The organism is Ancylobacter koreensis, from assembly GCF_023016525.1.
GTDB classification, from domain to species: domain Bacteria; phylum Pseudomonadota; class Alphaproteobacteria; order Rhizobiales; family Xanthobacteraceae; genus Ancylobacter; species Ancylobacter koreensis.
Map to the genome: position 1 here is coordinate 1,196,419 of NZ_JALKCG010000001.1, position 24,291 is coordinate 1,220,709.

Sequence of the window (24,291 nt, forward strand, 5' to 3'; positions counted from 1 at the left end):
ACCTTTTCCCCGCCCGTAACCACATCGGCCGCGCCCGCTTGGATGCGCGCGGCCACTCCGCTATGGTCCGCGCCGACTTCGCCTCGAACGCGGGAGCCGTGAGCAGATGGCTCAGGACAGTTTGGCCGACGGCGGCCGCACCGACACCCATTTCGGCTACCGGACCGTGCCGCTGGACGACAAGCAGCGCATGGTCGACGAGGTGTTCCATTCGGTCGCCCGCCGCTACGACCTGATGAACGACCTCATGTCGCTCGGCCTCCACCGGGCATGGAAGGACCTTCTGGTCTCCCGTCTGCGCCCGCCGCGCGGCGCCCGCCCGTTCCACCTGCTGGACGTCGCCGGCGGCACCGGCGATGTTTCGTTCCGCACCGTCGAGGCGGGCGGGCCGACCACCCGCGCCACCGTCGCCGACATCAATGGCGGCATGCTGGCGGTAGGCCGCGAGCGCGCGGCCTCCCTCGGCCTCGCCGACCGGGTGGAGTTCGTCGAGGCCAATGCCGAGGAGCTGCCGTTCCCCGATAAGAGCTTCGACGCCGCCACCGTCGCCTTCGGCATCCGCAACGTGCCGCGCATGGACAAGGCGCTCTCCGAGATGCGGCGGGTGCTGAAGCCCGGCGGCACGTGCTTCGTGCTGGAATTCTCGCGCGTCGATGTGCCGGTGCTGGACGCGATCTACGACGCCTATTCGTTCAAGCTGATCCCCGGCATGGGCAAGCTCGTCACCGGCGACGCCGATTCCTATCAGTACCTCGTCGAATCGATCCGCAAATTCCCCCCGCCGGAGGTGTTCGCGGAGATGATGCGGACGGCCGGCCTGCGCCGCGTTGCCTGGACGCCGCTCACCGGCGGCGTCGTCGCGCTTCATTCCGGCGTGCGGATCTAGCGGCGTGGCCACTCCCCTCGGCGATTATCTGCGCCTCGCCCGCGCCGGCTTCGTGATGGCGCGCGAGGGCGTCGCCACGCAGATCGACCCCGCCATGCGCCCGCCCGGCTCCGAGCCGCTCTTCGCGTTGGCGGGCCTCATCGCGCGGCGCGGTCCGGCCTCCAGCGCGGCCCGCCTCGGCGCCGCGCTGTCGCAATTGGGCCCGTCCTATGTGAAGCTCGGCCAGTTCCTCGCCACCCGTCCCGACGTGGTGGGACCCCGGATGGCGCACGACCTCGAACTGCTGCAGGACCGCATGCCGGCCTTCCCGCAGGAGGTGGCCGAGGCGACCATCGCGCGCAATTTCGACCGGCCGGCGAGCGTGGTCTATACCCGGCTCGGCCCGCCGCTCGCCGCCGCCTCCATCGCGCAGGTGCATCAGGGCGAGGTCATCGACCCCGACGGCATGGCGCGCCGCGTCGCGGTGAAGGTGCTGCGCCCGGACGTGCAGCGCCGCTTTCGCGTCGACCTCTCCTCCTTCTACCGCGCCGCTCGGCTCGGCGAGAGCGTGACGCCCGAGGGGCGCCGCCTGCGCCTTGTCGCCGTGGTCGACACGCTCGCCCGCTCGGTGACGATGGAGATGGACCTGCGGCTGGAGGCGGCCGCGCTCTCCGAGCTGGCGCAGAACACCGAGGCGGACGACGAATTCCGCGTGCCGGCGGTCGACTGGGACCGCACGGGCCGCGAGGTGCTGACCACCGAGTGGATCGACGGCGTCAAGCTGAACGACCTCGACGGGCTGCGTGCCGCCGGCCACGACCTGCCGCGCCTCGGGCGCATCGTCATGCAGTCCTTCCTGCGCCACGCGCTGCGCGACGGCTTCTTCCATGCCGACATGCACCCGGGAAACCTGTTCGTCGATGCCGACGGGCGGCTGGTGGCGGTGGATTTCGGCATCATGGGCCGGCTCGGGCCGAAGGAGCGGCGCTTCCTCGCCGAAATCCTGTTCGGCTTCATCACCCGCGACTGGCTGCGCACCGCGCAGGTGCATTTCGAGGCCGGGTACGTGCCGCCGCACCATTCGGTGGAGGATTTCGCGCAGGCGATCCGCGCCATCGGCGAGCCGATCCATTCGCGCCGCGCCGACCAGATCTCCATGGCCAAGCTGCTCACCCTGCTGTTCGAGGTGACGGCGCTCTTCGACATGAAGACGCGGCCGGAACTGCTGCTGCTGCAGAAGACCATGGTCGTGGTGGAGGGTGTCGCCCGCAATCTCGACCCGCAACTCGACATGTGGAAGACCGCCGAGCCGGTGGTGCGAAGCTGGATCGAGCGCAATCTCGGCCCGGCCGGGCGGATCGAGGAGGCGGCGGCCGGCGTCGGCGCGCTCGGCCGCTCGCTGCAGGCGCTGCCGGAGCTGATCGCGCAAGGCCAGCGCATCGCCGCCCAGCTCGACCTTGCCACCCGCGACGGCCTCACCTTGTCGCCGGAGACCACCGATGCCATCGGCCGCGCCGAGGGGCGTGGCAACCGCTGGATGACCATCGGCCTGTGGGCCATCGCGGCGCTGCTGGCGGGGCATCTGCTGTTCTGAGCGGGGAGGCGCTGCGATGAGCCTCGTGCACAACGAGCGGACGAAGCTGTCCGCGACCTATCTGAACGGCGTCGCCATTGCCGTAATGGCGTCGGCGGGCTTGGTCCGGTTGTGTCGGTTCTGAACGGTGGCGCCGCACCTGTGCTGGGTATCGCCGCCGTCAGCGTGATTTGCCTCGCAGGCAGCGTCGCCCTACATTTCCTTGCGAGGCGTCTCCTCGGGAGTCTCTTGCCATGACCACCGCGGACTTCCTGCTGCTGCTTATCATGCCGGTCGGCGCCCTTGTCGTCGGCGGCATCGTCTATCTTGTCGCCTCGCGCGGCCATCATCCCCACGCCGGTCCGGCCGAATGATTCCGGTTCTTCGTCCGGCTGCCTCTGGGCTGCTCCGCACGGCTGAGCTATAGGCCACGCAGGCAACAACAAGGCGCAGGCAAACCCGCATGCTCGCCGGCAAGCGCATCCTGCTCGTCATAGGCGGCGGCATCGCCGCCTATAAGAGCCTCGACCTGATCCGCCGGCTCAAGGAGCGCGGCGCGGGCGTGCGTGTCGTCATGACCGCCGCCGCCCAGCATTTCGTCACCCCGCTCGCCGCCGGCGCGCTCAGCCACGACCGGGTGTTCACCGAGCTGTTCGACCGCGAGGCCGAGCACGACATCGGCCATATCCGCCTGTCCCGCGAGGCCGACCTGATCGTCGTGGCGCCCGCCACCGCCGATCTCATGGCGAAGATGGCGCATGGGCTGGCCGACGACCTCGCCACCGCGGTGCTGCTGGCGAGCGACCGGCCGGTCCTGCTCGCCCCGGCGATGAATCCGCTGATGTGGGCGAACCCCGCCACCCGGCGCAATGCCGCGCAGCTTGCCGCCGACGGAATCGCCTTCGTCGGGCCCAATGCCGGCGCCATGGCCGAGCGCGGCGAGGACGGGCCGGGCCGCATGGCCGAGCCGCTGGAGATCGCGGCGGCGGCCGAGCGGCTGTTGGCGCCGGCCGGGCCGCTGAAGGGCCGGCACCTGCTCGTCACCTCCGGCCCGACCCATGAGCCGATCGACCCGGTGCGCTACATCGCCAACCGTTCCTCCGGCAAGCAGGGCCACGCCATCGCCGCCGCCGCCGCCCGCGCGGGCGCGCAGGTCACCCTGGTCTCCGGCCCGGTGAGCCTGCCCGATCCCGCCGGCGTCGATGTCCGTCATGTGGAGAGCGCGCGCGAGATGCTGGCGGCGGTGGAAGCCGCGCTGCCGGCGGACGCGGCCGTCTTCGCCGCCGCCGTCGCAGACTGGCGCGCCGCCAGCGAGGCCGCCGAGAAGATGAAGAAGGACGGCGGCACCCTGCCGCCGCTGACCCTTACCGAGAACCCGGACATCCTCGCCACCATCGCGCATCTGTCGAACCGGCGCCCGCGCCTTGTGGTCGGCTTCGCGGCGGAGACGCAGAACGTCGTGACCTATGCCCAGGCCAAGCGCGCCCGCAAGGGCTGCGACTGGATCGTCGCCAACGACGTCTCCCAGCGCAGCGGCATTCCCGGCGGAGTCATGGGCGCCGACAGCAATGAGGTGCATCTGATTTCCGCCGAGGGCGTCGAGCACTGGCCGCAGGCTTCGAAGGCTGACGTGGCCGAGCGTCTGGTCGGCCGCATCGCCGCCGCGCTCGGTCCGCTGGAGGCAAGCGCGTGAGCGTCGAGGTTCCCGTCCGCGTGCTGGCGCATGGCGAAGGCCTGCCGCTGCCGGACTACGCCACACCCGGCGCTGCCGGTCTCGATCTGATCGCCGCCCTGCCCGAGGGCGAGCCGCTGACGCTCGCCCCGCTCGCCCGCGCGGCGGTGCCGACCGGGCTCTGCCTCGCCCTGCCGGACGGCTATGAGGCACAGGTGCGCCCGCGCTCGGGCCTTGCGCTGAAGCAGGGGCTGACCGTGCTCAACGCACCCGGCACGGTCGATTCCGACTATCGCGGCGAGGTGAAGGTGCTGCTGGTCAATCTGAGCGATGCGCCCGTCGTGCTGGAGCGCGGCCAGCGCATCGCGCAGATGGTGGTGGCGCCCGTCACCCGGATTCATCTGGCCGAAGCCGGTAATTTAACCGAAACAACACGGGGCGATGGTGGATTCGGTTCGACGGGGCTCGACGGCCGGCAAATATCGCGCTAGCCAAGGGGCATGCCGCGCCTCTCCGACAAAAGCCTCCTCGCCATCGCCGCCGTCGTGGACGTCGCGCTGCATGCCCGCGGCATGCCCGTTGCGGCCAAGGCGCTGGCCGCCCGCCACGAATTGCCGCCCCGCCATCTCGAACCCGTCCTTCAGGCGCTGGTGCATGCCGGCGTGCTCAAGGGCGTGCGCGGTCCGCGCGGCGGCTATGAGCTGGCGCGCGAGCGCCGGCGCATCACCGTCGCCGAAGTGGTCCGCGTCGTCGAGGCGGAGAGCGACGCGGCGCTCGACGGCTTCCCGCCCATCGTGCGCGACATCGTGCAGCCCGCCGTTGCCGAGGCCGAACGCGCCTTCGAGGCGGCGCTCGACGCGGTGACGGTCGAGGATCTGTGCCGTTCAGCGGCGCAGAACACGCTGCGCCGTGGATTGCCCGAAGGCATCGATTTCACAATTTAGTTTCGTTTAAATTTTGTTTTCTCGACTTACTGTCGTGAATATGGTAGCCGACAGGGCGAAAATCGTTCGCCAATAAGGGGCAGGGCCGCCATGCGCCCGCCCCATACATGCTGGAGGCACCCATGACCGAGACCGTCGCGAAGAACCCCGGGCGGGGCCGCATCTACGGGTCGATCACCGAGACCATCGGCGACACGCCGCTGGTGCAGCTCAACCGGCTGCCGGCCGAGCGCGGCGTGAAGGCGAAGATCCTCGCCAAGCTGGAATTCTTCAACCCGATCGGCAGCGTGAAGGACCGTATCGGCGTCTCGATGATCCAGTCTCTGGAAGAGGCGGGACTGATTCGCCCCGGCACCGTGCTGGTCGAGCCCACCTCCGGCAATACCGGTATCGCGCTCGCCTTCGTCGCCGCCGCCCATGGCTACCGCCTCATTCTGGTGATGCCGGAATCCATGTCGGTCGAGCGCCGCAAGATGCTCGCCCTGCTCGGCGCCGAGCTGGTGCTGACCCCGGCGGCGCAGGGCATGCGCGGCGCCGTCGCCCGCGCCGAGGAACTGGTGAAGGACCTGCCGGACGCCATCATCCCGCAGCAGTTCCGCAACCCGGCCAACCCGGCCATCCACCGCCGCACCACGGCGGAGGAAATCTGGAACGACACGAATGGCGAGGTCGACGTGGTGGTCTCGGGCGTCGGCACCGGCGGCACCATCACCGGCATCGGCCAGGTGTTGAAGCCCCGCAAGGCGAGCCTGCGGATGGTCGCGGTGGAGCCGGAGGACAGCCCCGTGCTTTCCGGCGGCCAGCCCGGCCCGCACAAGATCCAGGGCATCGGCGCCGGCTTCGTGCCGGAAGTGCTCGACCGCTCGGTGATCGACGAGGTGGTGACGGTCGGCAACCAGACCGCTTTCGAGACCGCGCGCGCCATAGCCCGGCTGGAAGGCATCCCGGTCGGCATCTCCTCCGGCGCGGCCATCGCGGCGGCGCTGGAGATCGGCGCGCGGCCGGAAAACGAGGGCAAGACCATCGTGGTCATCATTCCATCCTTCGCCGAGCGCTATCTTTCTACTGCCCTGTTCGAGGGGCTCTGACAGCTCCCGCGCGGCGTCGGCGCGCCGGCCCTTCTAGTGCGACTCCGGCTTCGGTAAAGTCTCGGTGATTCGGCGCGCCCTCGCGGGCGCCGCCGGCCGGGGGACGGCAGTCGGCAAGGGGAGGCGGGCGCGGATGGCGCATCCGGCCGGCATGGGCGGAACGGTAGGCAATGGGCGTCGGGCAGCATCCGCCCGGGGCCGGCGTCTCCGCCACCCGATGGCCGCTGCGGCCCTGTCCGGAGCGCTGCCGCTCACGCTCACCCCGGCCCATGCGCAATCCGACCTGCACGGCGTCACCGCCGGCGCCTTTTCCGTGCTGGCCGGGCAGGACCCGAGCGCGCTGATCGGGCTGGCGCTGGTCGTCGGGCTCATCGTCTTCGCCACCACCACCGCCATCGTGCATCTGCGCTACCGGCGCCAGTCGCTGCGCCGCGAGGCCGAGGCGTTCGGCGAGATTTCCCGGCTGGAGTCGCAGATCGAGGAAGCGCGGGCGCTGCTGATGGCGGAGCCGCAGATCGTCGTGGTCTGGCGCGACCCTTCGGCCGACCCCGAGATCATCGGCAACACGCCCGCCTTCACCGGCGTCGCCGCGCCCTTGCGCATCCTTGCCTTCGGCGCCTGGCTGACGCCCGGTTCGGCGCGCGAGATCGAGGCGGCGGTGGAGCGCCTGCGTGCCCGGGGCACCCCGCTCGCCGCCACCCTCGCCACGCAGGACGGGCGCTTCGTCGAGGCGGATGGCCGACCGGTCGGGGCGGCCGTTGTGCTGCGCCTACGCGACATCACCGGCGTCCGGCTGGAGCAGGCGCAGCTCCAGGAGGCCTATCGCGCGCTCGATGGCGAGAGCTCGGCGCTGCGCACCCTGCTCGACGCGCTGCCCGCCCCCGTGTGGGTGGGCGACGAGGACGGCCGGCTGCGCTGGAGCAACGCCGCCTATGCCCATGCGGTGGAGGCCCGCGACGGCCGCGACGCCGCCGTGCGCGACCTCTTCCTGCTCGACCGGCAGAGCCGCGAGCAGGCGAAGAAGGCGCATGGCGACGCCTTGCCGTTCAAATCCCGCCTGCCTGTCGTGGTCGCCGGCTCGCGCCGCGTGCTCGACGTGCTGGAAGTGCCGACCGGCGGCGGCGCGGCGGGCATCGCGCTCGACGCCACGGAGGCCGAGAGCGTGCGGGCGGAGCTCGCCCATGTGGTCGGCGCGCACCGGCGCACGCTCGACCAGCTCGCCACGGCGGTCGCCATCTTCGGCGCCGACCGGCGCCTCGTCTTTCACAATGCCGCCTATGCCGGCCTGTTCGAGCTCGATCCCGCCTTCCTCGACGACCGGCCGGACGACGGCGCCGTGCTCGACCGGCTGCGCGCCGCCCGCCGCCTGCCTGAGCAGGCGGATTTCCGTGTCTGGCGCGAGGACCTGCACGCGGCCTACCGCGCCATCGAGCCGCGCGAGCACTGGTGGCACCTGCCGGGCGGGCGCACGCTGCGCGTCGTCACCGCGCCGAACCCGGAAGGCGGCGTCACCTATCTGTTCGACGAGGTGACCGAGCGCCTCGCGCTGGAGAGCCGCTACATCTCGCTGACCCGCATCCAGAGCGAGACGCTGGACGCGCTGGCCGAGGCGGTTGCGGTGTTCGGCAGCGACGGGCGGCTCGGCCTGTTCAACTCCGCCTTCCGCCGGCTCTGGCACCTCGACGCGGCGATGCTCGATGCCCGCCCGCATGTCGACAACGTGGCGCAGGCCTGCCGCCGCCTCACCACGGATGCCGCCGTCTGGGGCCGGCTTTCCGCCGCCGTCACCGGCATCGAGGCACGCGTGCCGACCGAGTTCCGCATGGAGCGCAACGACGGCGCCATCATCGACGGCTCGACCCAGCCGCTGCCCGATGGCGGCACGCTGGTGACGCTGCGCGACGTCACCGACACCGCGCAGGTCGAGCGCGCGCTGGTGGAGCGTAACGACGCGCTGGTCGCCGCCGACCACCTCAAGAGCACCTTCGTCAGTCACGTTTCCTACGAGCTGCGCTCGCCGCTGACCACGATCATCGGCTTCGCCCAGCTTCTCGACGACACCGGCGTCGGCCCGCTCAACCCCAAGCAGCGCGCCTATGTGAACCACATCACGGAGTCGAGCGCGGCGCTGCTGGCGATCATCAACGACATTCTCGACCTCGCCACCATCGACGCCGGCGCGATGACGCTCGATCTCGCCGAGGTCGATGTGCGCGCCGCCATGGAGGCCGCCGCCGAGGGTGTGCGCGACCGTCTGGCCGAGGGCGATATCCGCCTGTCCATCGAGCTGCAGAACGCCGCCGGCAGCTTCCGCGCCGATGCCAAGCGGGTGCGGCAGATCCTCTACAACCTGCTCTCCAATGCGGTCGGCTTCGCCCCTGACGGCTCAGCCGTCACGCTGTCGGCCGAGCGCCACGAGGACAAGGTGGTGTTCCGCGTGCGCGACCACGGCCCGGGCATCCCGCCCGAGATCGGCACGCGGGTGTTCGACCGCTTCGAGAGCCACACCGCCGGCTCGCGCCATCGCGGCGTCGGGCTCGGCCTGTCCATCGTGCGCTCGCTGGTGGCGCTGCACGGGGGCACGGTGAGCATCGGCCCGGCGCAGGGCGGCGGTACGCTCGTCACCTGCACCTTCCCGCTGGAAACCGGCGCCAGCCGGGACGCGGCGGAGTAGCGGCATGATCGACAGCCGCAGCACCGGCTCTGTCCCGACCAACCCTGTCGCCCATTGGGACGTGACCCTGCCCGACGAGGGCGCCACCGGCCGCCTCGCCATGGACCTCGCCGCCATGCTGCGGCCGGGCGATCTGGTGACGCTCGACGGCGATCTCGGCGCCGGCAAGACGACGCTGGCGCGCGCGCTGATCCGCGAATTGGCCGGCGACCCGGAGCTGGAGGTGCCGAGCCCCACCTTCACGCTGATGCAGGGCTACGATCTGCCGCGCCTGCGCGTCGTGCATGCCGACCTCTACCGGCTGGGCGACGCGTCCGAGCTCGACGAGCTCGGCTGGTCCGAGCAGACCGACGGCGCGGTCACGCTGGTCGAATGGCCGGAGCGTGCGGGCGGCGCCATCCTCCAGCCCGACCGGCTGGAAGTGCACATCGCCCTGCCCGTCGGCGGTCCCGAGACCCTGCGGCGGCTGCGGCTGTTCGGCTTCGGCCGGCTCGCCGGCGCGCTGTTCCGCATGAAGTCGATCCGCGCGCTGATCGACCAGACCGGCTTCGGCCCGGCCCATCGCCGGCATCTGCAGGGCGACGCCTCGACCCGCAGCTATGAGCGCCTCGTCGGTGCGCGCCGCAACGCCGTACTGATGAACGCGCCGCGCCGGCCGGACGGGCCTCCGGTGCGCGGGGGCAGGCCCTACAGCCAGATCGCCCATCTCGCCGAGGACGTGAAGCCCTTCGTCGCCATGGCGCGCGGCCTGCGCGAGCGTGGCTTCTCGGCGCCGGCGATCTATGGCGGCGATCTCGAAGCGGGGCTGCTGATCATCGAGGATCTCGGCGAGGAGGGCGTGCTCGGCGGCACCCCGCCCGCACCGCTGCCCGAGCGCTACGAGGCGGCGGTCGACGTGCTGGCGGCGCTGCACGCCATGGAGCTGCCCGACACGTTGCCCGTGGCGCAGGGCATCGACCACCACATCCCGGCCTACGACCTGCAGGCGCTGCTGATCGAGGCCGAGCTGCTGCTCGACTGGTATCTGCCCCATTCCGGCGTCTCGCTGGCCGCCGATGCGCGCCAGTCCTTCCGCCAGCTCTGGACCGTGGCGCTTGCCCCGGCGCTGGCGCAGAAGCCCGTCTGGGTGCTGCGCGACTATCATTCACCCAACCTGATGTGGTTGCCCGACCGCGACGGGCTGGCCCGCGTCGGCCTGCTCGATTTCCAGGACGCGGTAATGGGCCCGGCGGCCTATGACGTCGCCTCGCTCGGGCAGGATGCCCGCATCGACGTGCCGGAGGCGCTGGAACTCGCCTTGCTTGGGCGTTACGCGAAGGCGCGGCGCGAGGCGGATCCCGCCTTCGACGTGCGCGGCTTCGCGGCCTCCTACGCGGTGATGGGCGCCCAGCGTGCCACCAAGATCCTCGGCATCTTCGCGCGGCTCAACCACCGCGACCGCAAGCCCGCCTATCTGCGCCACCTGCCGCGCATCTGGAACTATCTCCAGCGTTGCCTCGCCTTCACCGAGCTGGAGGCGCTGGCGAGCTGGTACAAGGACCATGTGCCGGCGCCCGGCGCGCGGCCGCGCTTCGAGGCGGGCGCTGCCGGCCTCGCGACCCGCACGCCTGCGCCCCCGCCTCCGGCGTCCCCCTTGCCGGAGCCGGCGGCGCCTTCCGCTGCTGCCGCCCCCTCCGCCGAGGTTACCGCCGACGCTCCCGCGCCATCGACGCCCGAAACGCCGAACGATTCCAGCTCCACATGACCGCGATCACGACCGCCATGGTGCTCGCTGCCGGCCTTGGCAAGCGCATGCGCCCGCTTACCGACCGCATTCCCAAGCCCATGGTCGAGGTGAACGGCCGCCCGCTGGTCGATCACGTGCTGGACCGGCTCGCCGCCGCCGGCGTGACGAAGGCGGTGGTGAACCTGCACTGGCATGCCGATGTGCTGGAGCGCCATCTCGCCGGGCGCAAGAACCCCCGCATCGTCTTCTCCGACGAGCGGGGCGAACTGCTGGAGACCGGCGGCGGCATCCGCAAGGCGCTGCCGGAACTGGGCACGGAGCCTTTCTTCGTCGTCAACGCCGACACCATCTGGATCGAGGGCATCCGCCCGAACCTCGCCACGCTGGCGCGCAAATTCGATGCCCGGCGGATGGATTTCCTGCTGCTGCTGGCCCCCGCCGCCACCTCGATCGGCTATGAAGGACGCGGCGATTTCCTGATGGACGGCGAGAGCCGGCTCACCCCGCGTCCCGAGCGCGAGATGGCGCCATTCGTCTATGCTGGAGCCGCCGTGGTGGCGCCGGATGTCTTCGCACAGACGCCGGAGGGTTCGTTCTCGCTGAGCCGGCTGTTCGTTCGGGCCGCCGAGGCGGGGCGGCTCTTCGGCGAGCGGATGGAAGGGGTGTGGATGCATGTCGGCACGCCGGAGGCCATCGACGAGGCCGAGGACGCCATTGCGCGCTCCAAGGACTGAACGCGCCTCCGCGCCGGCCGCCGCCCGCGCGGAGGGCCGCCGGTGAGCCGCGCCACGCCGAACCTCTTCACCATCCCGCCGTCGGCGCCCTTCGTCGCGACGCTCGCCGACGCGCTGCTCGACGGTCGGCTGATCGAGGGCTTCGCCCCGCGCGGCGATCCGATGGAGCTGGCGGGCGCGACGATCTTCCTGCCGACCCGCCGCGCCGGCCGTCTGCTCGCCGAGGCGCTGCGCGAGCGCGCCGGCTGCGGCGTGACGCTGCTGCCGCGCATCGTGCCGCTGGGCGATGTCGACGAGGACGCGCTCGCCTTCGCCGAGAGCTTCACCGATCCACCGCGCGCCGTGCCGCCGACCACCCGCCGCCTTGCTCTCGCCAATCTGACGCGGCGCTGGCGCCGGGCACTGCGCGGCGATGACGGGCGCGTGGCGGTGGCGGCCGGGCCGGGCGCCGAATTCGCTCTCGCCGACGCGCTTGCCAAGCTGATCGACGAGATGGCGGCGCAGGAGGTGCCGTGGGAGCGGCTCGACACGCTGGTGCCCGGCGAGCACGACCGCTACTGGGACATGGCGCTCGACTTCCTCAAGATCGCCCGCGACTTCTGGCCGGCCTTCCTCGACGGTGAGGGCCTCGTCGACGCCAGCGTGCGCCGCGACCGGCTGATCTATGCCGAGGCGCGCCGGCTCGCCGCCCTGCCCGATGCCGGTCCGGTCATCGCCGCCGGCTCGACCGGCTCCATGCCGGCGACCGCCCGGCTGCTCGCCGCCGTGGCGCACCTGCCGAAGGGGTGCGTGGTGCTGCCGGGCCTCGACCTTTATCTCGACGCCCGCTCCTGGGAGGCGTTGACCGACGACGAGGCGTCAGCGCCGAGCCATCCGCAATATGGCCTTGCCCTGTTGCTGAAAGCCCATATGCGCGCCGGCCGTGAGGCCGTGCGCGAGCTTGCCCCGCCGGCGCCGCACGGACGCGAGCGGCTGCTCTCCGAGGCGCTGCGCCCGGTCGCCTCCACCGAGGCGTGGGCCAGCCTCGGCGAGCGGCTGGGACCCCCCGCCATCGACGCGGCGCTCGACGGCGTGAGCGTGGTCGAGGCGGACGATTCGCGCGAAGAGGCGCTCGCCATCGCCGTCGCGCTGCGCGAGGTGCTGGAGCTGCCGGGCCGCACCGCCGCGCTCATCACGCCCGACCGCGATCTCGCCCGCCGCGTCACCGCCGAACTGCTGCGCTTCGAGGTGGGTATCGACGATTCCGCCGGCGAGCCCCTGTCGGAGAGCGTGCCGGGCCGCTTCGCCCGCCTCGTCGCCGATGTCTGCCACCAGCGGCTGGCGCCGGTACCGCTCTCCGCGCTCTTGCGCCACGCGCTGACCCGCTTCGGGCTGGAGCGGCCCGCGCTCGACGTCGCAGCTGACGCGCTGGAACTCACCGTGCTGCGGGGCCCGCGCCCGCGCGCCGGGGCGGACGGACTGGTGGCGGCCATCGCCGGCTTCGACGCGAAAGACCATCACCCAAGCGATGCACGGGCCTCCGTGAGCGAGGAAGACCGCGCCCGCGCCGCCGATCTCGCCGCCCGCCTGGCCGGGGCGCTCGCCCCGCTTCTGGCGCTGGGGGAGGGCGAGCACGCCTTCGCCGCCCTGCTGGAAGCGCACCGCGCTGCCATCGAGGCCGTCTGGAGCGGCCCGGATGCCGCCGCGCCGGAGGAGGAGCCGGCGCTCGCCACGCTGGCCCGTGCCTTCGCCGCCCTTTCCGAGGGCGCGCCGCTGGCGCCCGCGATGACGCTGGCCGACTATGCCGCCGCGCTGCCCTTGTTGCTGGCCGACCAGCCGGTGCGCCCGCCGCTGGTGCCCGGCGCGCGGCTGCGCATCCTCGGCCCGCTGGAAGCGCGCCTCATCGGCGTCGATCGGGTGGTGCTTGCCGGCCTTGTCGAGCAGACCTGGCCGAACGCGGTGCGGGCCGATCCCTGGCTCAGCCGGCCGATGCGCGCGGCGCTGGGGCTGGAGGCGCCGGAGCGGCGCATCGGCCTGTCCGCCCACGACTTCGTGCAGGGCTGCGGCGCGCCCGAGCTCGTGCTGTCCTATCCGCGCAAGCTCGGCGGCGCGCCGAGCGTGCCCTCGCGCTTCCTCCAGCGCCTCGCGGCGGTGAGCGGGGACGCGCGCTGGCGGGCGGTGGTGGCGCGCGGCGACCGCTTCCGCCGGTTGGCCGGGCTGATCGAGGAGGAGCCGGCGGCCGCGCGTATCGCACGGCCGGAGCCCGCCCCGCCGGTCGAACTTCGCCCGACGCGGCTGAGCGTCACCGAGATCGAGACCTGGCTGCGCGATCCCTACACCATCTACGCCCGCCACGTGCTGGGGCTGCGCCCGCTCGACCTGTTCGACGAGGCGCCCGGCGCCGGCGAGCGCGGCACGGCGATCCACGACGCGCTCGGCAGCTTTGCGCAGGCCTTCCCCGAGGCGCTGCCGGAAGAGGCCGAAGCGGCGCTGCGGACGCTGGGACGGCGCGCCTTCGCCCCGCTCGAAGCCTTCCCGGCCGAGCATGCCCTGTGGTGGGCGCGCTTCGAGCGGCTGGTGCCGCGCTTCATCGCGTGGGAGCGCGGGCGTCGCCGCGCCGCACGGCGGCTGTTCGCCGAGCAATATGGCCGGCTGTCGCTGGCCGGCGGGCGCTTCACCCTGACCGGCCGCGCCGACCGCATCGAGCAGCTGCGCGAGGGCGGGCTCGCCATACTCGATTTCAAGACCGGCGCGGTGCCGACGGCGAAGCAGACTGCGGCGCATTATTCGCCGCAGCTCCCGCTGGAAGCCGCCATGGCGGCGGCGGGCAGCTTTCCGGACCTGCCGGCCGAGGAGGCCGCCGCGCTCGCCTATGTGAAGCTCGGCACGGCGGAGCTGAAGGAGGTGAGCGCCGTCGACAGGGACCAGAGCGCCGCCGGCCTTGCCGCCTCCACGCTGGAGCGGCTGGAACAGCTCGTCGCCGCCTTCGAAAATCCCTCGCGCGGCTATGCCTCGCTGGCCCGGCCGATGTTCCGCGCCCGCTTCGGCAATTACGACCATCTGGCGCGGGTGAAGGAATGGTCGACCGGCGGGGAGGGCGAGGAATGAGCGACCCGAACGTACTCGCCCCCGGCCCGCTGCGTGCCGCCACGGCCTTGCAGACCACCGCCTCCGATCCGATGCTGTCCGCCTGGGTCTCGGCAAATGCCGGCTCGGGCAAGACCCATGTTCTGGCGCGGCGGGTGATCCGCCTCCTGATGCGCGGCGTGCCGCCCGGCCGCATCCTCTGCCTTACCTACACCAAGGCCGCCGCCGCCAACATGGCGAACCGCGTGCTCGGCGAGCTGCGCCGCTGGACGACGCTCGACGACGAGGCGCTGGACGCGGAGATCGTGCGCACCGATGGCGGCTCGCCCGGCGCGCTGCGGCGGGCGCAGGCGCGCCGGCTGTTCGCGCAGGCGCTGGAGACGCCGGGCGGGCTGAAGATCCAGACCATCCACGCCTTCTGCGGCGCGCTGCTGCACGCCTTCCCCTTCGAGGCCGGGGTGCCGGCGGGCTTCGGCGAGCTGGAGGAGGCAGCGCGCCTCGAACTACTCGCGCGCGTGCGCGAAGAAGTGGTGCTGGAGGCCACCGGCGCACCGGACAGCGATCTCGGCCGCGCGCTCGCCCTGCTGGTCGGCGTCGCCTCGGATGAGGGCATCGGCGAACTGATCCGCGAACTGGTAGCCGATGCCGCCGCGCTGGAGGCGGAGGAGGAAGACCTTGCCGCCGCCGTGGGGCTCGATGGGCCGGTCGCAGCCAGCGAGATCGAGCGCGCCATCGTCGAGGACGCGCTCATTGCGCGCGGCGCGTGGCGGGGGCTGGGCGAGGCGCTGGCTCTTGAGGCCGGCAATGCCGCCCGGCGCGGGCGGGCGCTGATGGACGCCGCCGCCGCCCCGCCGGATGCGGTCGCCGACGCCTATGCCGGCGTGTTCCTCAAGGACGATGGCGAGCCCTATGGCGACAGCCAGTTCGGCGCCGCGCCGGTGCGCGCAAAATTCCCCCAGCTTCTTGCCGAACGCGACCGCATCGCCCCGCTGGCCCGCCGCCTCGCCGCTGCCCGCGCCTTCGAGCGCAGCCGCGCGGTGCTGGCGCTGGGGCGCGAGGCGGCGCGGCGCTATGAGCGCGCCAAGGCCGCGCGCGGCGTGCTCGACTTCACCGATCTGATCGACGCGGCGCGGCGCCTGCTCGCCTCGGGCGCCTCGGCCTGGGTGCATTACAAGCTCGATCAGGGCATCGACCATGTGCTGCTCGACGAGGCGCAGGACACCAGCCCCGAGCAGTGGGAGGTGATCCGCCCTCTGGTCGCCGAGTTCTTCGCCGGCGAGGGCGCCCGCGATGGCGCCGCCAGCCTGCCGCGCACGCTGTTCGTGGTGGGTGACGAGAAGCAGTCGATCTTCTCCTTCCAGGGCGCCGACCCGCGCCGCTTCGATCTGGTGCGGCGCGAGTTCCACGCGGCGGCGGGCGCGCGTTTCACCCATGTCGAGCTGCAGCATTCCTTCCGCTCGGCGCCGGGCATTCTGGAGGCGGTGGACGAGGTGTTCGGCGCCGAGGCCGCCTATCGCGGGCTTTCCGCCGAGGGCAAGCCGCCCGTCCATGCGCCGATCCACGCCGCGCTGCCCTCGCTCGTCGAGATGTGGGAGCCGGAGGCGCCGAGCGAGAAGGTGGATGTCGACGCCTGGCAGCGCCCGCTCGACGCGCCCGCTTCCGACGACCCGAAGGGCCGGCTCGCCCGCAAGATCGCCGCCCATATCGCGGCACGCATCCGCGACGGCTTTCCCGTTGCCGGCCGGCACGGCGCGCGGCCGGCGCGGCCGGGCGATTTCCTCATCCTCGTGCGGCGGCGCGATTCGCTGTTCGAGGCGATCATCCGCGAGCTCAAGCATGCCCGCGTCGCGGTGGCCGGTGCCGACCGGCTGGTGGTGGCCGAGCACATCGCGGTGATGGACCTGATGGCGCTGGGAGATGCGCTGCTCTCCCCGGACGACGAGCTGGCGCTGGCCTGCGCGCTCAAGAGCCCGCTGTTCGGCTTCGACGACGCCGACCTGATGGCGCTGGCGCCGCGCCGGGCCGCGCGGCTCGAACGGGTGCTCGCCGCCCGCGCCGGCGAGAATCCGCGCTGGGCCTCGGCGGCCCAGCGGCTGGCGCGGCTGCGCGGCGAAGCGCGGCGGCTGAGGCCGTTCGACTTCTACGCCCGCGTGCTGGGGCGCGAGCGCGGCCGCGCCGCCATGCTCGCCCGGCTCGGCCCCGAAGCCGCCGACGCGCTCGACGAGATGCTGGCGCTGGCGCGGGCCTATGAGAACATCGAGGCGCCCTCGCTTGCCGGCTTCCTCGCCTTCCTGCGGCGGGGAGGGGCCGAGGCCAAACGCGACATGGAGGCCGGCCGCGACGAGGTGCGCGTGATGACCGTGCACGGCGCCAAGGGGCTGGAGGCGCCCTATGTCATCCTCGCCGACACCACGTCCGGGCCGATGACCCGCCGCAGCGCCGGCCTCTTGCGCGTCGAGCGCCCGGACGGGCGGCGCGTGCTGCTGCACGCGCCTTCCAAGACCGCCGATACACCGGCCATGGCACTCGCCCGGCAGGCGGGCGACGCGGCGCAGCAGGACGAATATCGCCGCCTGCTCTATGTCGCGCTCACCCGTGCCGAGACCGCCCTCGTGCTGTGCGGAGCGGACGGCGTGCGCCGGCGCCCGGCCGATTGCTGGTACGAACTCGTGCGCGGGGCGCTGGAGCCGCAGGCGGCCGAGCACCCCGCCGCCGGTTTCCCCGGCACCGTACTGCGCTGGCGCGGGGCGCAGCCCGGCGGCGGCGAGGCGGGCAGCGCTGCGCCGGCTCCCGTCCCCGCCGCTCCCGCCGATACGCAGGAACGCGCGCTTGCCCGCGCGCTCGCCCGCCCGCTCGCCGAGACGGCGGCGGCCCGCCCGCGTCTGCGCCCTTCCGCACCCGGTCCCGATAACGAGGGGTCGCCGGATGCCATCGCCGCCCGCGCTATCGAGCGCGGCGACCTCCTTCACCGCCTGATGGCGGCGCTCGCCGGCCTCCCGGCGGCGGAGCGCGGGGCGCCCGGCCGCCGCCTGCTCGCCGCCGCCTCGGACTGGCCGGAGGCGGCGCGCGAGGAACTCTTGGCGGAGGCGCTCGGCGTGCTCGGACTGGCCGGTCTCGACGCGCTGTTCGCGCCCGGCAGCCTCGCCGAGGTTCCGCTCGCCGGCACGCTGGAGGACGGCACGCCGGTGACGGGGCGCATCGACCGGCTGGTCGTCGGTTCCGATCGTGTGCTGGTCGCCGACTTCAAGACCGACCGCCACGTGCCGCGCGTGCCGTCGGCGGTGCCTCCGGCCCATCTGCGCCAGCTCGGCCTCTATGCCGCCCTGCTGGCCCGGCTGTTCCCCGGCCGGGAGATCGCTGCGCAGCTCGTCTACACCGCCGGCCCGCTCGTCCACGCGCTCGACGCGGGCACGCTGGCGCGCGCGGTGGAAAGCGTCACTTCGCCGTGACGCTGCCTTGACGCGCGGGGGGGCGGATACCTACCTTGGCTGCAACTTCCCCTGAATTCTCAAGATTCTCGAAAGGTGTCCAAATGGGCGTCGAAAAGGTGTCGGATCAGAGCTTCGAGTCCGACGTGATCAAGTCCGATGGTCCGGTCCTCGTGGATTTCTGGGCCGAATGGTGCGGCCCCTGCCGCATGGTCGCTCCGGTGCTCGACGAAGTGGCGGGCGAACTCGGTGACAAGCTGAAGATCGTCAAGCTCAACGTCGACGAGAACCCCGCGACCGCTTCCAAGTACGGCATCATGTCGATCCCGACCCTGCTGCTGTTCAAGGACGGCCAGCTCGCCTCGCGCCAGGTCGGTGCGGCGCCGAAGGCCAAGATGCTGCAGTGGATCAACAGCGCGATCTGAGCGCACGATGATTCGCATGAGCCGATAAACACGCCCCGGCCGGGTCTCCCGCGCCGGGGTTTTTCATTTTCCCGCCCGCGCCCGTCCGCCTTGCCGGCGGCGAGAAGGCGCGTGGCCGATTCCCCTTCTGGAGCCTTCCATGTCGCTTTCCATGTATGACGCCTCCGTTCCCGTCTTCCAGCGCGGGCTCGGCAATCTCGATGCCATTCTGCGCAAGGCCGAGGAGCACGCCGCCGCCACCGGTCTCGACCTCGCGGAGCTGGCCGGCGCGCGGCTCGCGCCGGACATGTTCCCGCTGACCGGCCAGATCCAGAGCGCCACCGATTCCGCCAAGTTCGGCGCGGCCCGCCTCACCGGTACCAGCGCGCCGAGCTTCGCCGATACCGAGACGACCTTCGAGGAACTGCACGCCCGCATCGCCAAAACGCTCGACTATCTCGCCAGCGTCGATCCCGCCGGCTTCGAGGGCGCGCAGACCCGTGAGATCGTGCAGAAGTCGCGGCGCGGCGAACGGCATTTCGTCGGCACAAGCTATCTCCTGACCTTTGCGCTGCCGAACTTCTTCTTCCACGTCACCACTGCCTACGACATCCTGCGCCACAAGGGCGTGCCGGTCGGCAAGGCGGATTATCTCGGCGCATTCTGATCCGTGGACATATGCACCCCGCCCCGGTGCGCAGCCGGGGCGGGGTGGCGGTTCCCCGGCATTCGTGGAATGATTCCAGTCACGGGTGCGCCAACGGGGGGATCGTCATGTCGCGCGGATGGAAACCGGGCCTTGCGCTGGCCTTGGGGCTTGCTTTCGGGCTCGCGGCGTCTGCCCTCGGCCCGGCCGCCGCGCAGGCGCCGGCCCCGGAGCCCGACGATGCGGCGCTGGTGGCGCGCGGCGAATATCTCGCCCGCGCCGCCGACTGCATGCCCTGCCACACCGGCGATCCCAAGAAGCCCTATGCCGGCGGGCTGGCGCTGAACACACCCTTCGGCGCGATCTACTCGGTCAACATCACCTCGGACCAGACGACCGGCATCGGGAGCTGGAGCTTCGAGGACTTCCGCCGCGCGGTGCATGACGGCATCCGCAAGGATGGGGCCTATCTCTACCCGGCCATGCCGTTCGACGCCTATGCCGGCATCACCGGTGACGATCTGAAGGCGCTGTGGGCCTATGTGCGGCGCATTCCGGCGGTGGAATCGCCCAACCGCGAGAACGGCCTCTCCTTCCCCTTCGACGTCCGGCTCGGCATGCTGGCCTGGCGCGAGCTGTTCTTCCACCCGCAGACCTTCACGCCCGCCGCCGGCAAGAGCGAGGCGTGGAATCGCGGCGCCTATCTCGTCGAGGCGGTCGGCCACTGCTCGGATTGTCACAGCCCGCGCAACGTGATGGGCGCGATCAAGGGCAAGGCGATGTTCACCGGCGCCGAGATCGACGGCTTCTACGCGCCCGACATCGCCTCCGCCGCGCTGGCGAAGAACTGGACGCAGGACACGCTTGCCCAGTTCCTCAAGACCGGCTCGGCCCCGGGCAAGACCACCGTGTTCGGCCCGATGGCCGAAGTGGTGCATGACAGCCTCGCCTATCTCACCGACGCCGACATCACCTCCATCACAACCTATCTGCTCGACAGCCCGCCGCCCCCCGACGCGCCGGCCCCGCAGAAGGCCTCCGCCCTGCCGGCGGACGTCTATGCCCGCACCGCCCGCCTCTTCGTCGACAATTGCGCGGCCTGCCATCAGGCGCAGGGCACGGGCCTGCTCGGCGCCATTCCGCCGCTGGCGCACAATCCGGCGGTGACGGCGGCCGAGCCCTACAATGTCGTCGCGGTGGTGCTGCAGGGGCTGAAGGCGGATGCCCGCTTCGGTGCCATGCCCTCCTTCGCCGGCCGGCTCTCCGATCCGCAGATCGCCGACCTCGCCAACTATGTGCGCACGAGCTGGGGCAACGCGGCGGCGCCCAACGCTACCCCCGCCATGGTGGCGACCTGGCGGCAGACCATGAGCGTGCCGGACTATGGCACCCAGGCCGCCTCCGCCTTCGATTGCGCCGAGGTCGGCGGCGCGCCGGGCGCGGCGGGGCCGGACCCCAAGGCGGTCGCCGCGCTCAGCGCCGCCATCGCCGGCGGCAACCGCGACTTATCCTCGCTGGTCGCCAGCTATCAGGGCGCCGCGCCCGACGCCGCGCCGGCGCAGGTTGTCGACGCGCTGATGGCCGCCTACTGCCCGGTCGTGGCGGCCGGCGGCGGCGAGGCCTACCAGAAATACGCCCGGCTGCGCGCCTTCACTCTGCAGGCGGCGGCCGACGTGTCGTTCCGCACGCAGCCGAACCTGCCGGATGTGCCGGTGGTGTGGGCGAGCCCGGCCGGTAAATCGCTGGTGGCGCACCAGCCCCGCAGCCTCGCCGGCCCGCTGACATGCCCGGCGGCGACTGGCGTGCCGTCCGATCTGACATCTGCCGCGGCGCGCCTGCTCGGCTCGCCCGCCCTGCCTGTGCCGGACGGAAAGGGGAGCGACCTCGCCCGTGCGCTGGCGGCGCAGGAGCCGAAGACGCGCCTCGCCGACGTGGCGAACGCGCTGATCCTTTCCTATTGCGGTCTCGTTGCCGCCGGCCCGGGGCTGGAGGAGGCGCAGCAGCACGCCTATGTCGAGGGCTTCGGCCAGCAGGTCATCCAGACCCTCCAGGTCCAGCCCTGACCGACCATCGGGTCAGCACTCAGCGGCGCGGCGGGAAGGCGAGCACCTGCCTTGTATAGCTCTCCACCAGCGCGCTGAACGGCGTGCCGTCCGGCAGGGTCAGCACGGCGCGGTGCTCCAGCAGGAAGTCGGGGAGTTCCAGCGCGCCCGGCCCGTCCGGCGGCAGCGCCGCGCCGCTCTCCCATCCCTCGGGCAGCGGGCGCCACAGCAGGCGCGCGGCGAGCGTCGTGCGGCGGAAGTCGAGCGGGCGCACCACGCGGCCGAAGGAGGTGTCGGTGGTCTCCAACAGCCGGTTCATCTCCGGCGTGAGGCGGCCGGGCACATACCAGTTGTCGGCCTCCGACAGCACGCGCGCGCCGCAGCGCAGCCGCACCCGGCGGTAGCGCACCGGCTCCTCGGCGCCGACCTTCAGCAGCGCCCGGACGTCGTCGGTCGCCGGCTTGTCCTGCCCGCTCACCCGGTCGGCGAGGATGGTGGGCTCGCTCGCCAGCCGGTGCGCGGCGCACCAGCGGTCGAGGGTGAGGGTGGCGCTGGCATTGGCGAGCAGGTCGGCGTTCAGCGTCTGGATCAGCGCCAGCGCTTCCAGCCGGGCACGGAAATCATCCGGCCAGCGCGGCATCTCTTGTGCCGTATCCTGGGCCATCTCCTGCGCCCACGCCGCCGGCGATACCCACAGGCACAGGCCGAGCGCCACGGCCGCCGCGCCGCGCGCCTTTGCCTGCCGACGGCCCGCGAATCGTCCCGTGTCCATGAATCCCCCTGCGTGCCCGCGCGTCACCGAGGGCGGGATGACGTAAAAGCGCGAAATTGTCGAGCCGCCGCAAGGGGGCTGCGGTTTCAGCCGCCAAAACGTCTCGACAAACATATATATGTTCTTCTATATACGATAAGTCGATGAGTCTGACGTTAAGGGATGCGGCGGCGGCGATGAGCGAGGAATTGACGGCCCTGAGCGGTGGCGAGCAGGCGACGCTGATCGCGCGCCGCGAGATTTCCCCGGTCGAACTGGTCCGGGCCTATCTGGCCCGGATCGAGGCGTCCGACGACACCCTGCGCGCCTGGATCACGGTCGACGGCGAGCGGGCGCTTGCCGCCGCCAGGACAGCCGAAAGCGAGATCGCCGCCGGGCGCTATCGCGGGGCCCTGCACGGCATCCCCTACGGCGTGAAGGACCAGATGCACGCGGTCGGCTTTCCGACCACGCTGGCGACCCGCGTCCTCGATCCCGAGGAGATGGTCGCCCCTCACAACGCTGCGGTGATCGAGCGGCTCGACGCGGCGGGCGCCATCCTGCTGGGCAAGCAGAACCTGCACGAATTCGGCAAGGGCGGCACCATCGATTTCCCCTATGGCCAGCCGCGCAATCCGTGGAACCCCGCCTATTCGGCCTCCAGTTCCTCCACCGGCTCGGGCATCGCGCCGGCCGCGCGCATGTGCACCTTCTCGCTCGGCGAGGACACCGGCGGCTCGGTGCGCGGGCCGGCGGCGATGAACGGCGTGGCCGGGCTGCGCCCGACCTATGGCCGAGTCAGCCGCTACGGCGCGGTGATGGAGGCCTATACGACAGACACGATCGGGCCGCTGGCACGCTCCGTTGCCGATATCGCCACGGTTCTCGGCGCGATCGCCGGCCATGACCCGCGCGACCCGCTGACGAGCCCGCGCCCGGTCGAGGATTACGCCGCCGGGCTCGGCCGCCCGCTCAAGGGCCGGCGCCTCGCCATCGTGCGCGAGATCGCCTGGGGGCCGGGTACGACGGACGAGGTGAAGACCGTGTTCGCGGCGGCGGTCGAGGTGCTGCGCGGGCTCGGCGCCGAGATCGAGGAGGTTTCTCTGCCGCTCGCGCTCTATGCGGTGCCGCTGCAGCTTCTGAGCACGGACGCGGATGTCGCCGCCACCTTCGTGAAGAAGTATCTGCGCGAGCGCTATGAGCGCTTCGACACCGGCACGCGCACGCGCCTGGCGGCCTCCTCGCTCATTCCCGCGACCGTCTACAACCGCGCCATGCGCGCGCGGGCGATCGTGCGCCAGCAGGTGCTCGACGCCGTCCGCCGCTATGACGCGCTGATCGGTCCGACCATGATCCGCCCCACCAAGCCGATCGAGCAGGAGCAGGAGAAGGTCGAATCCTCCGACGAGGCGGTGATGCGGCTGATGGAGCGGCGCATCGGCGTCTATCCCTTCAGCCTCGCCAACGTGCCCGCGCTCTCGGTGCCGATGGGCTTCTGTGCCAACGGCCTGCCGCTGGCCCTGCAATTTGCCGGCAAGCCCTTCGACGAGGCGACCCTGCTCAACATCGCCTACGGCTATGAGCGCGAGGCGGGCTGGTGGCGGCAACTGCCCGATCTCGAACGGACACTGGCGCCGATGGCGGCTTGAGCGGAAAGGAGCGCATCCATGTATGAGGTTTCCGAGGAATATGTGCGCGCGGCGCTCGCGTTCCAGGGCGTTCCGGTGCCGCCCGACGAGCTGCGCAACGTTCATTTGCGCCTCTCCCTGTGGATGAAGGCCCTCAATGAAATCGAAGCCGTGCTCGGCGAGCAGATGAATGATGTGGACCCGATCCCGCCCGTCTATCCTCAAGAGGAATTCTGACGGGCGGACATGAGAATGGCGGACGCGGCAGAGGCGACGAAGCCTCTTTATCTGAGGATGCAGGAAGACCTGCTGCGCCGGGTGCAGAGCGGCGAGTGGCGTCCGGGCGAATTGCTGCCGAGCGAGAACGCGCTGGCGGCGGAATATGGCGTCAGCGTCGGCACCGCCCGCAAGGCCATCGAGGACCTCGCCGACCGCCGCCTGCTGGTGCGCCAGCGCGGGCGCGGCACCACGGTCGCCATGCACACGCACCGGCAGGAGGTGCTGCGCCATTACCGCCTGGTGAGCGCGACGGGCGAGCGCGTCAACGAGAACACCGCCTATCTCGACGTCACCCCGGCGCGCGCCTCGGCGGTGGAGGCCAAGGCGCTCGGCATCAACCGTGGAACGGCGGTCGCCCGGGTGCGCCGGCTGCGCACCTACCGCACCCAGCCCGTCGTCGTCGAATATCTGACGCTGCGGGAAGATCTGCTGCCCGGCATCGGCGCGCTGATCGACGCCAGCCGCCCCGAGGTGCTCTATTCGATGCTGGAGCGGCAGTTCCACATCATCATCGGCAAGGTGCAGGAAAAGGTGACGGCGGTGCGCGCCGAGGCCGCCGACGTCGAACTGCTCGGTGTCGAGCTCGGCGAGCCCATGCTGGAGATCGAGCGCATCGCCTTCGACCTGCGCAGCCTCGCGGTGGAGCGACGGATCATGCGGGCGCGCGGCGATACGCACTACCTCTCCGAATTCGCCTGATCCCACGACCGTTCAGCGGCCGACGTTTTGACCATCATGCCTGCGCCGTGCCCCGGCGCAGACGGAATTCCA

At 71.8% G+C, this 24,291-nt stretch carries 18 protein-coding genes; 17 read left to right on the forward strand and 1 reads right to left on the reverse strand.

The window, feature by feature from the left end; translation table 11 throughout:
• The first annotated feature begins 106 nt into the window (after positions 1 to 106).
• From ubiE to MWN33_RS05585, 14 genes are all read left to right on the forward strand, one after another.
• Positions 107 to 886 carry a bifunctional demethylmenaquinone methyltransferase/2-methoxy-6-polyprenyl-1,4-benzoquinol methylase UbiE gene (gene ubiE, locus MWN33_RS05520; protein WP_247199427.1) on the forward strand — a complete coding sequence of 260 codons (780 nt, stop codon included), beginning with the start codon at positions 107 to 109 and terminating at the stop codon, positions 884 to 886.
• Between the two features lie 4 nt (positions 887 to 890).
• Positions 891 to 2,459 carry a 2-polyprenylphenol 6-hydroxylase gene (gene ubiB / locus MWN33_RS05525; protein ID WP_343312509.1) on the forward strand — a complete coding sequence of 523 codons (1,569 nt, stop codon included), beginning with the start codon at positions 891 to 893 and terminating at the stop codon, positions 2,457 to 2,459.
• Between the two features lie 442 nt (positions 2,460 to 2,901).
• On the forward strand, positions 2,902 to 4,131 hold the full coding sequence (gene coaBC, locus MWN33_RS05530) for a bifunctional phosphopantothenoylcysteine decarboxylase/phosphopantothenate--cysteine ligase CoaBC (protein ID WP_247199429.1): 1,230 nt from the start codon (positions 2,902 to 2,904) through the stop codon (positions 4,129 to 4,131).
• The gene (dut, locus tag MWN33_RS05535) at positions 4,128 to 4,601 is read left to right on the forward strand and encodes a dUTP diphosphatase (RefSeq protein WP_247199430.1); all 474 of its coding nucleotides are present in this window, start codon (positions 4,128 to 4,130) and stop codon (positions 4,599 to 4,601) included. Before coaBC ends, dut begins: the two co-directional genes overlap by 4 nt.
• A 9-nt stretch (positions 4,602 to 4,610) precedes the next feature.
• A complete protein-coding gene (locus MWN33_RS05540) occupies positions 4,611 to 5,054 on the forward strand; it encodes an RrF2 family transcriptional regulator (protein WP_247199431.1) in 444 nt (147 codons plus the stop codon).
• A gap of 122 nt (positions 5,055 to 5,176) precedes the next feature.
• Positions 5,177 to 6,142 carry a cysteine synthase A gene (gene cysK, locus MWN33_RS05545; protein WP_247199432.1) on the forward strand — a complete coding sequence of 322 codons (966 nt, stop codon included), beginning with the start codon at positions 5,177 to 5,179 and terminating at the stop codon, positions 6,140 to 6,142.
• Between the two features lie 133 nt (positions 6,143 to 6,275).
• Positions 6,276 to 8,816 carry a PAS domain-containing sensor histidine kinase gene (locus tag MWN33_RS05550; protein WP_425531955.1) on the forward strand — a complete coding sequence of 847 codons (2,541 nt, stop codon included), beginning with the start codon at positions 6,276 to 6,278 and terminating at the stop codon, positions 8,814 to 8,816.
• Between the two features lie 4 nt (positions 8,817 to 8,820).
• The gene (gene tsaE, locus MWN33_RS05555; protein WP_247199434.1) at positions 8,821 to 10,560 is read left to right on the forward strand and encodes a tRNA (adenosine(37)-N6)-threonylcarbamoyltransferase complex ATPase subunit type 1 TsaE; all 1,740 of its coding nucleotides are present in this window, start codon (positions 8,821 to 8,823) and stop codon (positions 10,558 to 10,560) included.
• Complete coding sequence (locus tag MWN33_RS05560) at positions 10,557 to 11,276, forward strand: nucleotidyltransferase family protein (protein WP_247199435.1); 720 nt, start codon at positions 10,557 to 10,559, stop codon at positions 11,274 to 11,276. The genes tsaE and MWN33_RS05560 overlap by 4 nt, the downstream gene beginning before the upstream one ends.
• Positions 11,277 to 11,318: 42 nt before the next feature.
• Positions 11,319 to 14,363 (forward strand): double-strand break repair protein AddB, encoded by a 3,045-nt coding sequence (addB, locus tag MWN33_RS05565; protein ID WP_247199436.1) that lies wholly within the window; start codon positions 11,319 to 11,321, stop codon positions 14,361 to 14,363.
• Positions 14,360 to 17,791: a double-strand break repair helicase AddA gene (addA, locus tag MWN33_RS05570; protein ID WP_247199437.1), complete on the forward strand. Its 3,432-nt coding sequence runs from the start codon at positions 14,360 to 14,362 to the stop codon at positions 17,789 to 17,791. The genes addB and addA overlap by 4 nt, the downstream gene beginning before the upstream one ends.
• An 83-nt stretch (positions 17,792 to 17,874) precedes the next feature.
• On the forward strand, positions 17,875 to 18,195 hold the full coding sequence (trxA, locus tag MWN33_RS05575) for a thioredoxin (RefSeq protein ID WP_013165144.1): 321 nt from the start codon (positions 17,875 to 17,877) through the stop codon (positions 18,193 to 18,195).
• 139 nt (positions 18,196 to 18,334) lie between these two features.
• Positions 18,335 to 18,841: a DUF1993 domain-containing protein gene (locus tag MWN33_RS05580; RefSeq protein WP_247199438.1), complete on the forward strand. Its 507-nt coding sequence runs from the start codon at positions 18,335 to 18,337 to the stop codon at positions 18,839 to 18,841.
• 107 nt (positions 18,842 to 18,948) lie between these two features.
• Positions 18,949 to 20,883 carry a c-type cytochrome gene (locus MWN33_RS05585; protein ID WP_247199439.1) on the forward strand — a complete coding sequence of 645 codons (1,935 nt, stop codon included), beginning with the start codon at positions 18,949 to 18,951 and terminating at the stop codon, positions 20,881 to 20,883.
• Positions 20,884 to 20,902: 19 nt separating this feature from the next.
• Here MWN33_RS05585 and MWN33_RS05590 read toward each other — a convergent pair whose 3' ends face one another.
• Positions 20,903 to 21,634, reverse strand: a complete 732-nt coding sequence (locus MWN33_RS05590; protein ID WP_425531956.1) for a hypothetical protein — start codon at positions 21,632 to 21,634, stop codon at positions 20,903 to 20,905.
• Between the two features lie 143 nt (positions 21,635 to 21,777).
• Between MWN33_RS05590 and MWN33_RS05595 the strand changes: the two genes are divergently transcribed.
• The 3 genes from MWN33_RS05595 to MWN33_RS05605 are packed head-to-tail and all read left to right on the forward strand — an operon-like array spanning position 21,778 to position 24,219.
• The gene (locus MWN33_RS05595) at positions 21,778 to 23,262 is read left to right on the forward strand and encodes an amidase (protein WP_247199440.1); all 1,485 of its coding nucleotides are present in this window, start codon (positions 21,778 to 21,780) and stop codon (positions 23,260 to 23,262) included.
• Between the two features lie 18 nt (positions 23,263 to 23,280).
• Entirely contained in the window at positions 23,281 to 23,478 is a 198-nt protein-coding gene (locus MWN33_RS05600; RefSeq protein ID WP_247199441.1) for a hypothetical protein, read from the forward strand.
• A 15-nt stretch (positions 23,479 to 23,493) separates the two neighbouring features.
• Positions 23,494 to 24,219, forward strand: a complete 726-nt coding sequence (locus tag MWN33_RS05605) for a GntR family transcriptional regulator (RefSeq protein WP_247199442.1) — start codon at positions 23,494 to 23,496, stop codon at positions 24,217 to 24,219.
• The last annotated feature ends 72 nt before the right edge of the window (positions 24,220 to 24,291 follow it).

What these genes read in the sequence shown, in the direction of transcription:
- MWN33_RS05605 (WP_247199442.1), top strand. Translation starts at nt 23,494, where the DNA reads ATGGCGGACGCGGCAGAGGCGACGAAGCCTCTTTATCTGAGGATGCAG.
- MWN33_RS05580 (WP_247199438.1), top strand. Translation starts at nt 18,335, where the DNA reads ATGTCGCTTTCCATGTATGACGCCTCCGTTCCCGTCTTCCAGCGCGGG.
- MWN33_RS05595 (WP_247199440.1), top strand. Translation starts at nt 21,778, where the DNA reads ATGAGTCTGACGTTAAGGGATGCGGCGGCGGCGATGAGCGAGGAATTG.
- MWN33_RS05590 (WP_425531956.1), bottom strand. Translation starts at nt 21,634, where the DNA reads ATGGACACGGGACGATTCGCGGGCCGTCGGCAGGCAAAGGCGCGCGGC.
- coaBC (WP_247199429.1), top strand. Translation starts at nt 2,902, where the DNA reads ATGCTCGCCGGCAAGCGCATCCTGCTCGTCATAGGCGGCGGCATCGCC.
- trxA (WP_013165144.1), top strand. Translation starts at nt 17,875, where the DNA reads ATGGGCGTCGAAAAGGTGTCGGATCAGAGCTTCGAGTCCGACGTGATC.
- MWN33_RS05560 (WP_247199435.1), top strand. Translation starts at nt 10,557, where the DNA reads ATGACCGCGATCACGACCGCCATGGTGCTCGCTGCCGGCCTTGGCAAG.
- MWN33_RS05540 (WP_247199431.1), top strand. Translation starts at nt 4,611, where the DNA reads ATGCCGCGCCTCTCCGACAAAAGCCTCCTCGCCATCGCCGCCGTCGTG.
- ubiE (WP_247199427.1), top strand. Translation starts at nt 107, where the DNA reads ATGGCTCAGGACAGTTTGGCCGACGGCGGCCGCACCGACACCCATTTC.
- tsaE (WP_247199434.1), top strand. Translation starts at nt 8,821, where the DNA reads ATGATCGACAGCCGCAGCACCGGCTCTGTCCCGACCAACCCTGTCGCC.
- MWN33_RS05600 (WP_247199441.1), top strand. Translation starts at nt 23,281, where the DNA reads ATGTATGAGGTTTCCGAGGAATATGTGCGCGCGGCGCTCGCGTTCCAG.
- addA (WP_247199437.1), top strand. Translation starts at nt 14,360, where the DNA reads ATGAGCGACCCGAACGTACTCGCCCCCGGCCCGCTGCGTGCCGCCACG.
- MWN33_RS05585 (WP_247199439.1), top strand. Translation starts at nt 18,949, where the DNA reads ATGTCGCGCGGATGGAAACCGGGCCTTGCGCTGGCCTTGGGGCTTGCT.
- cysK (WP_247199432.1), top strand. Translation starts at nt 5,177, where the DNA reads ATGACCGAGACCGTCGCGAAGAACCCCGGGCGGGGCCGCATCTACGGG.
- MWN33_RS05550 (WP_425531955.1), top strand. Translation starts at nt 6,276, where the DNA reads ATGGCGCATCCGGCCGGCATGGGCGGAACGGTAGGCAATGGGCGTCGG.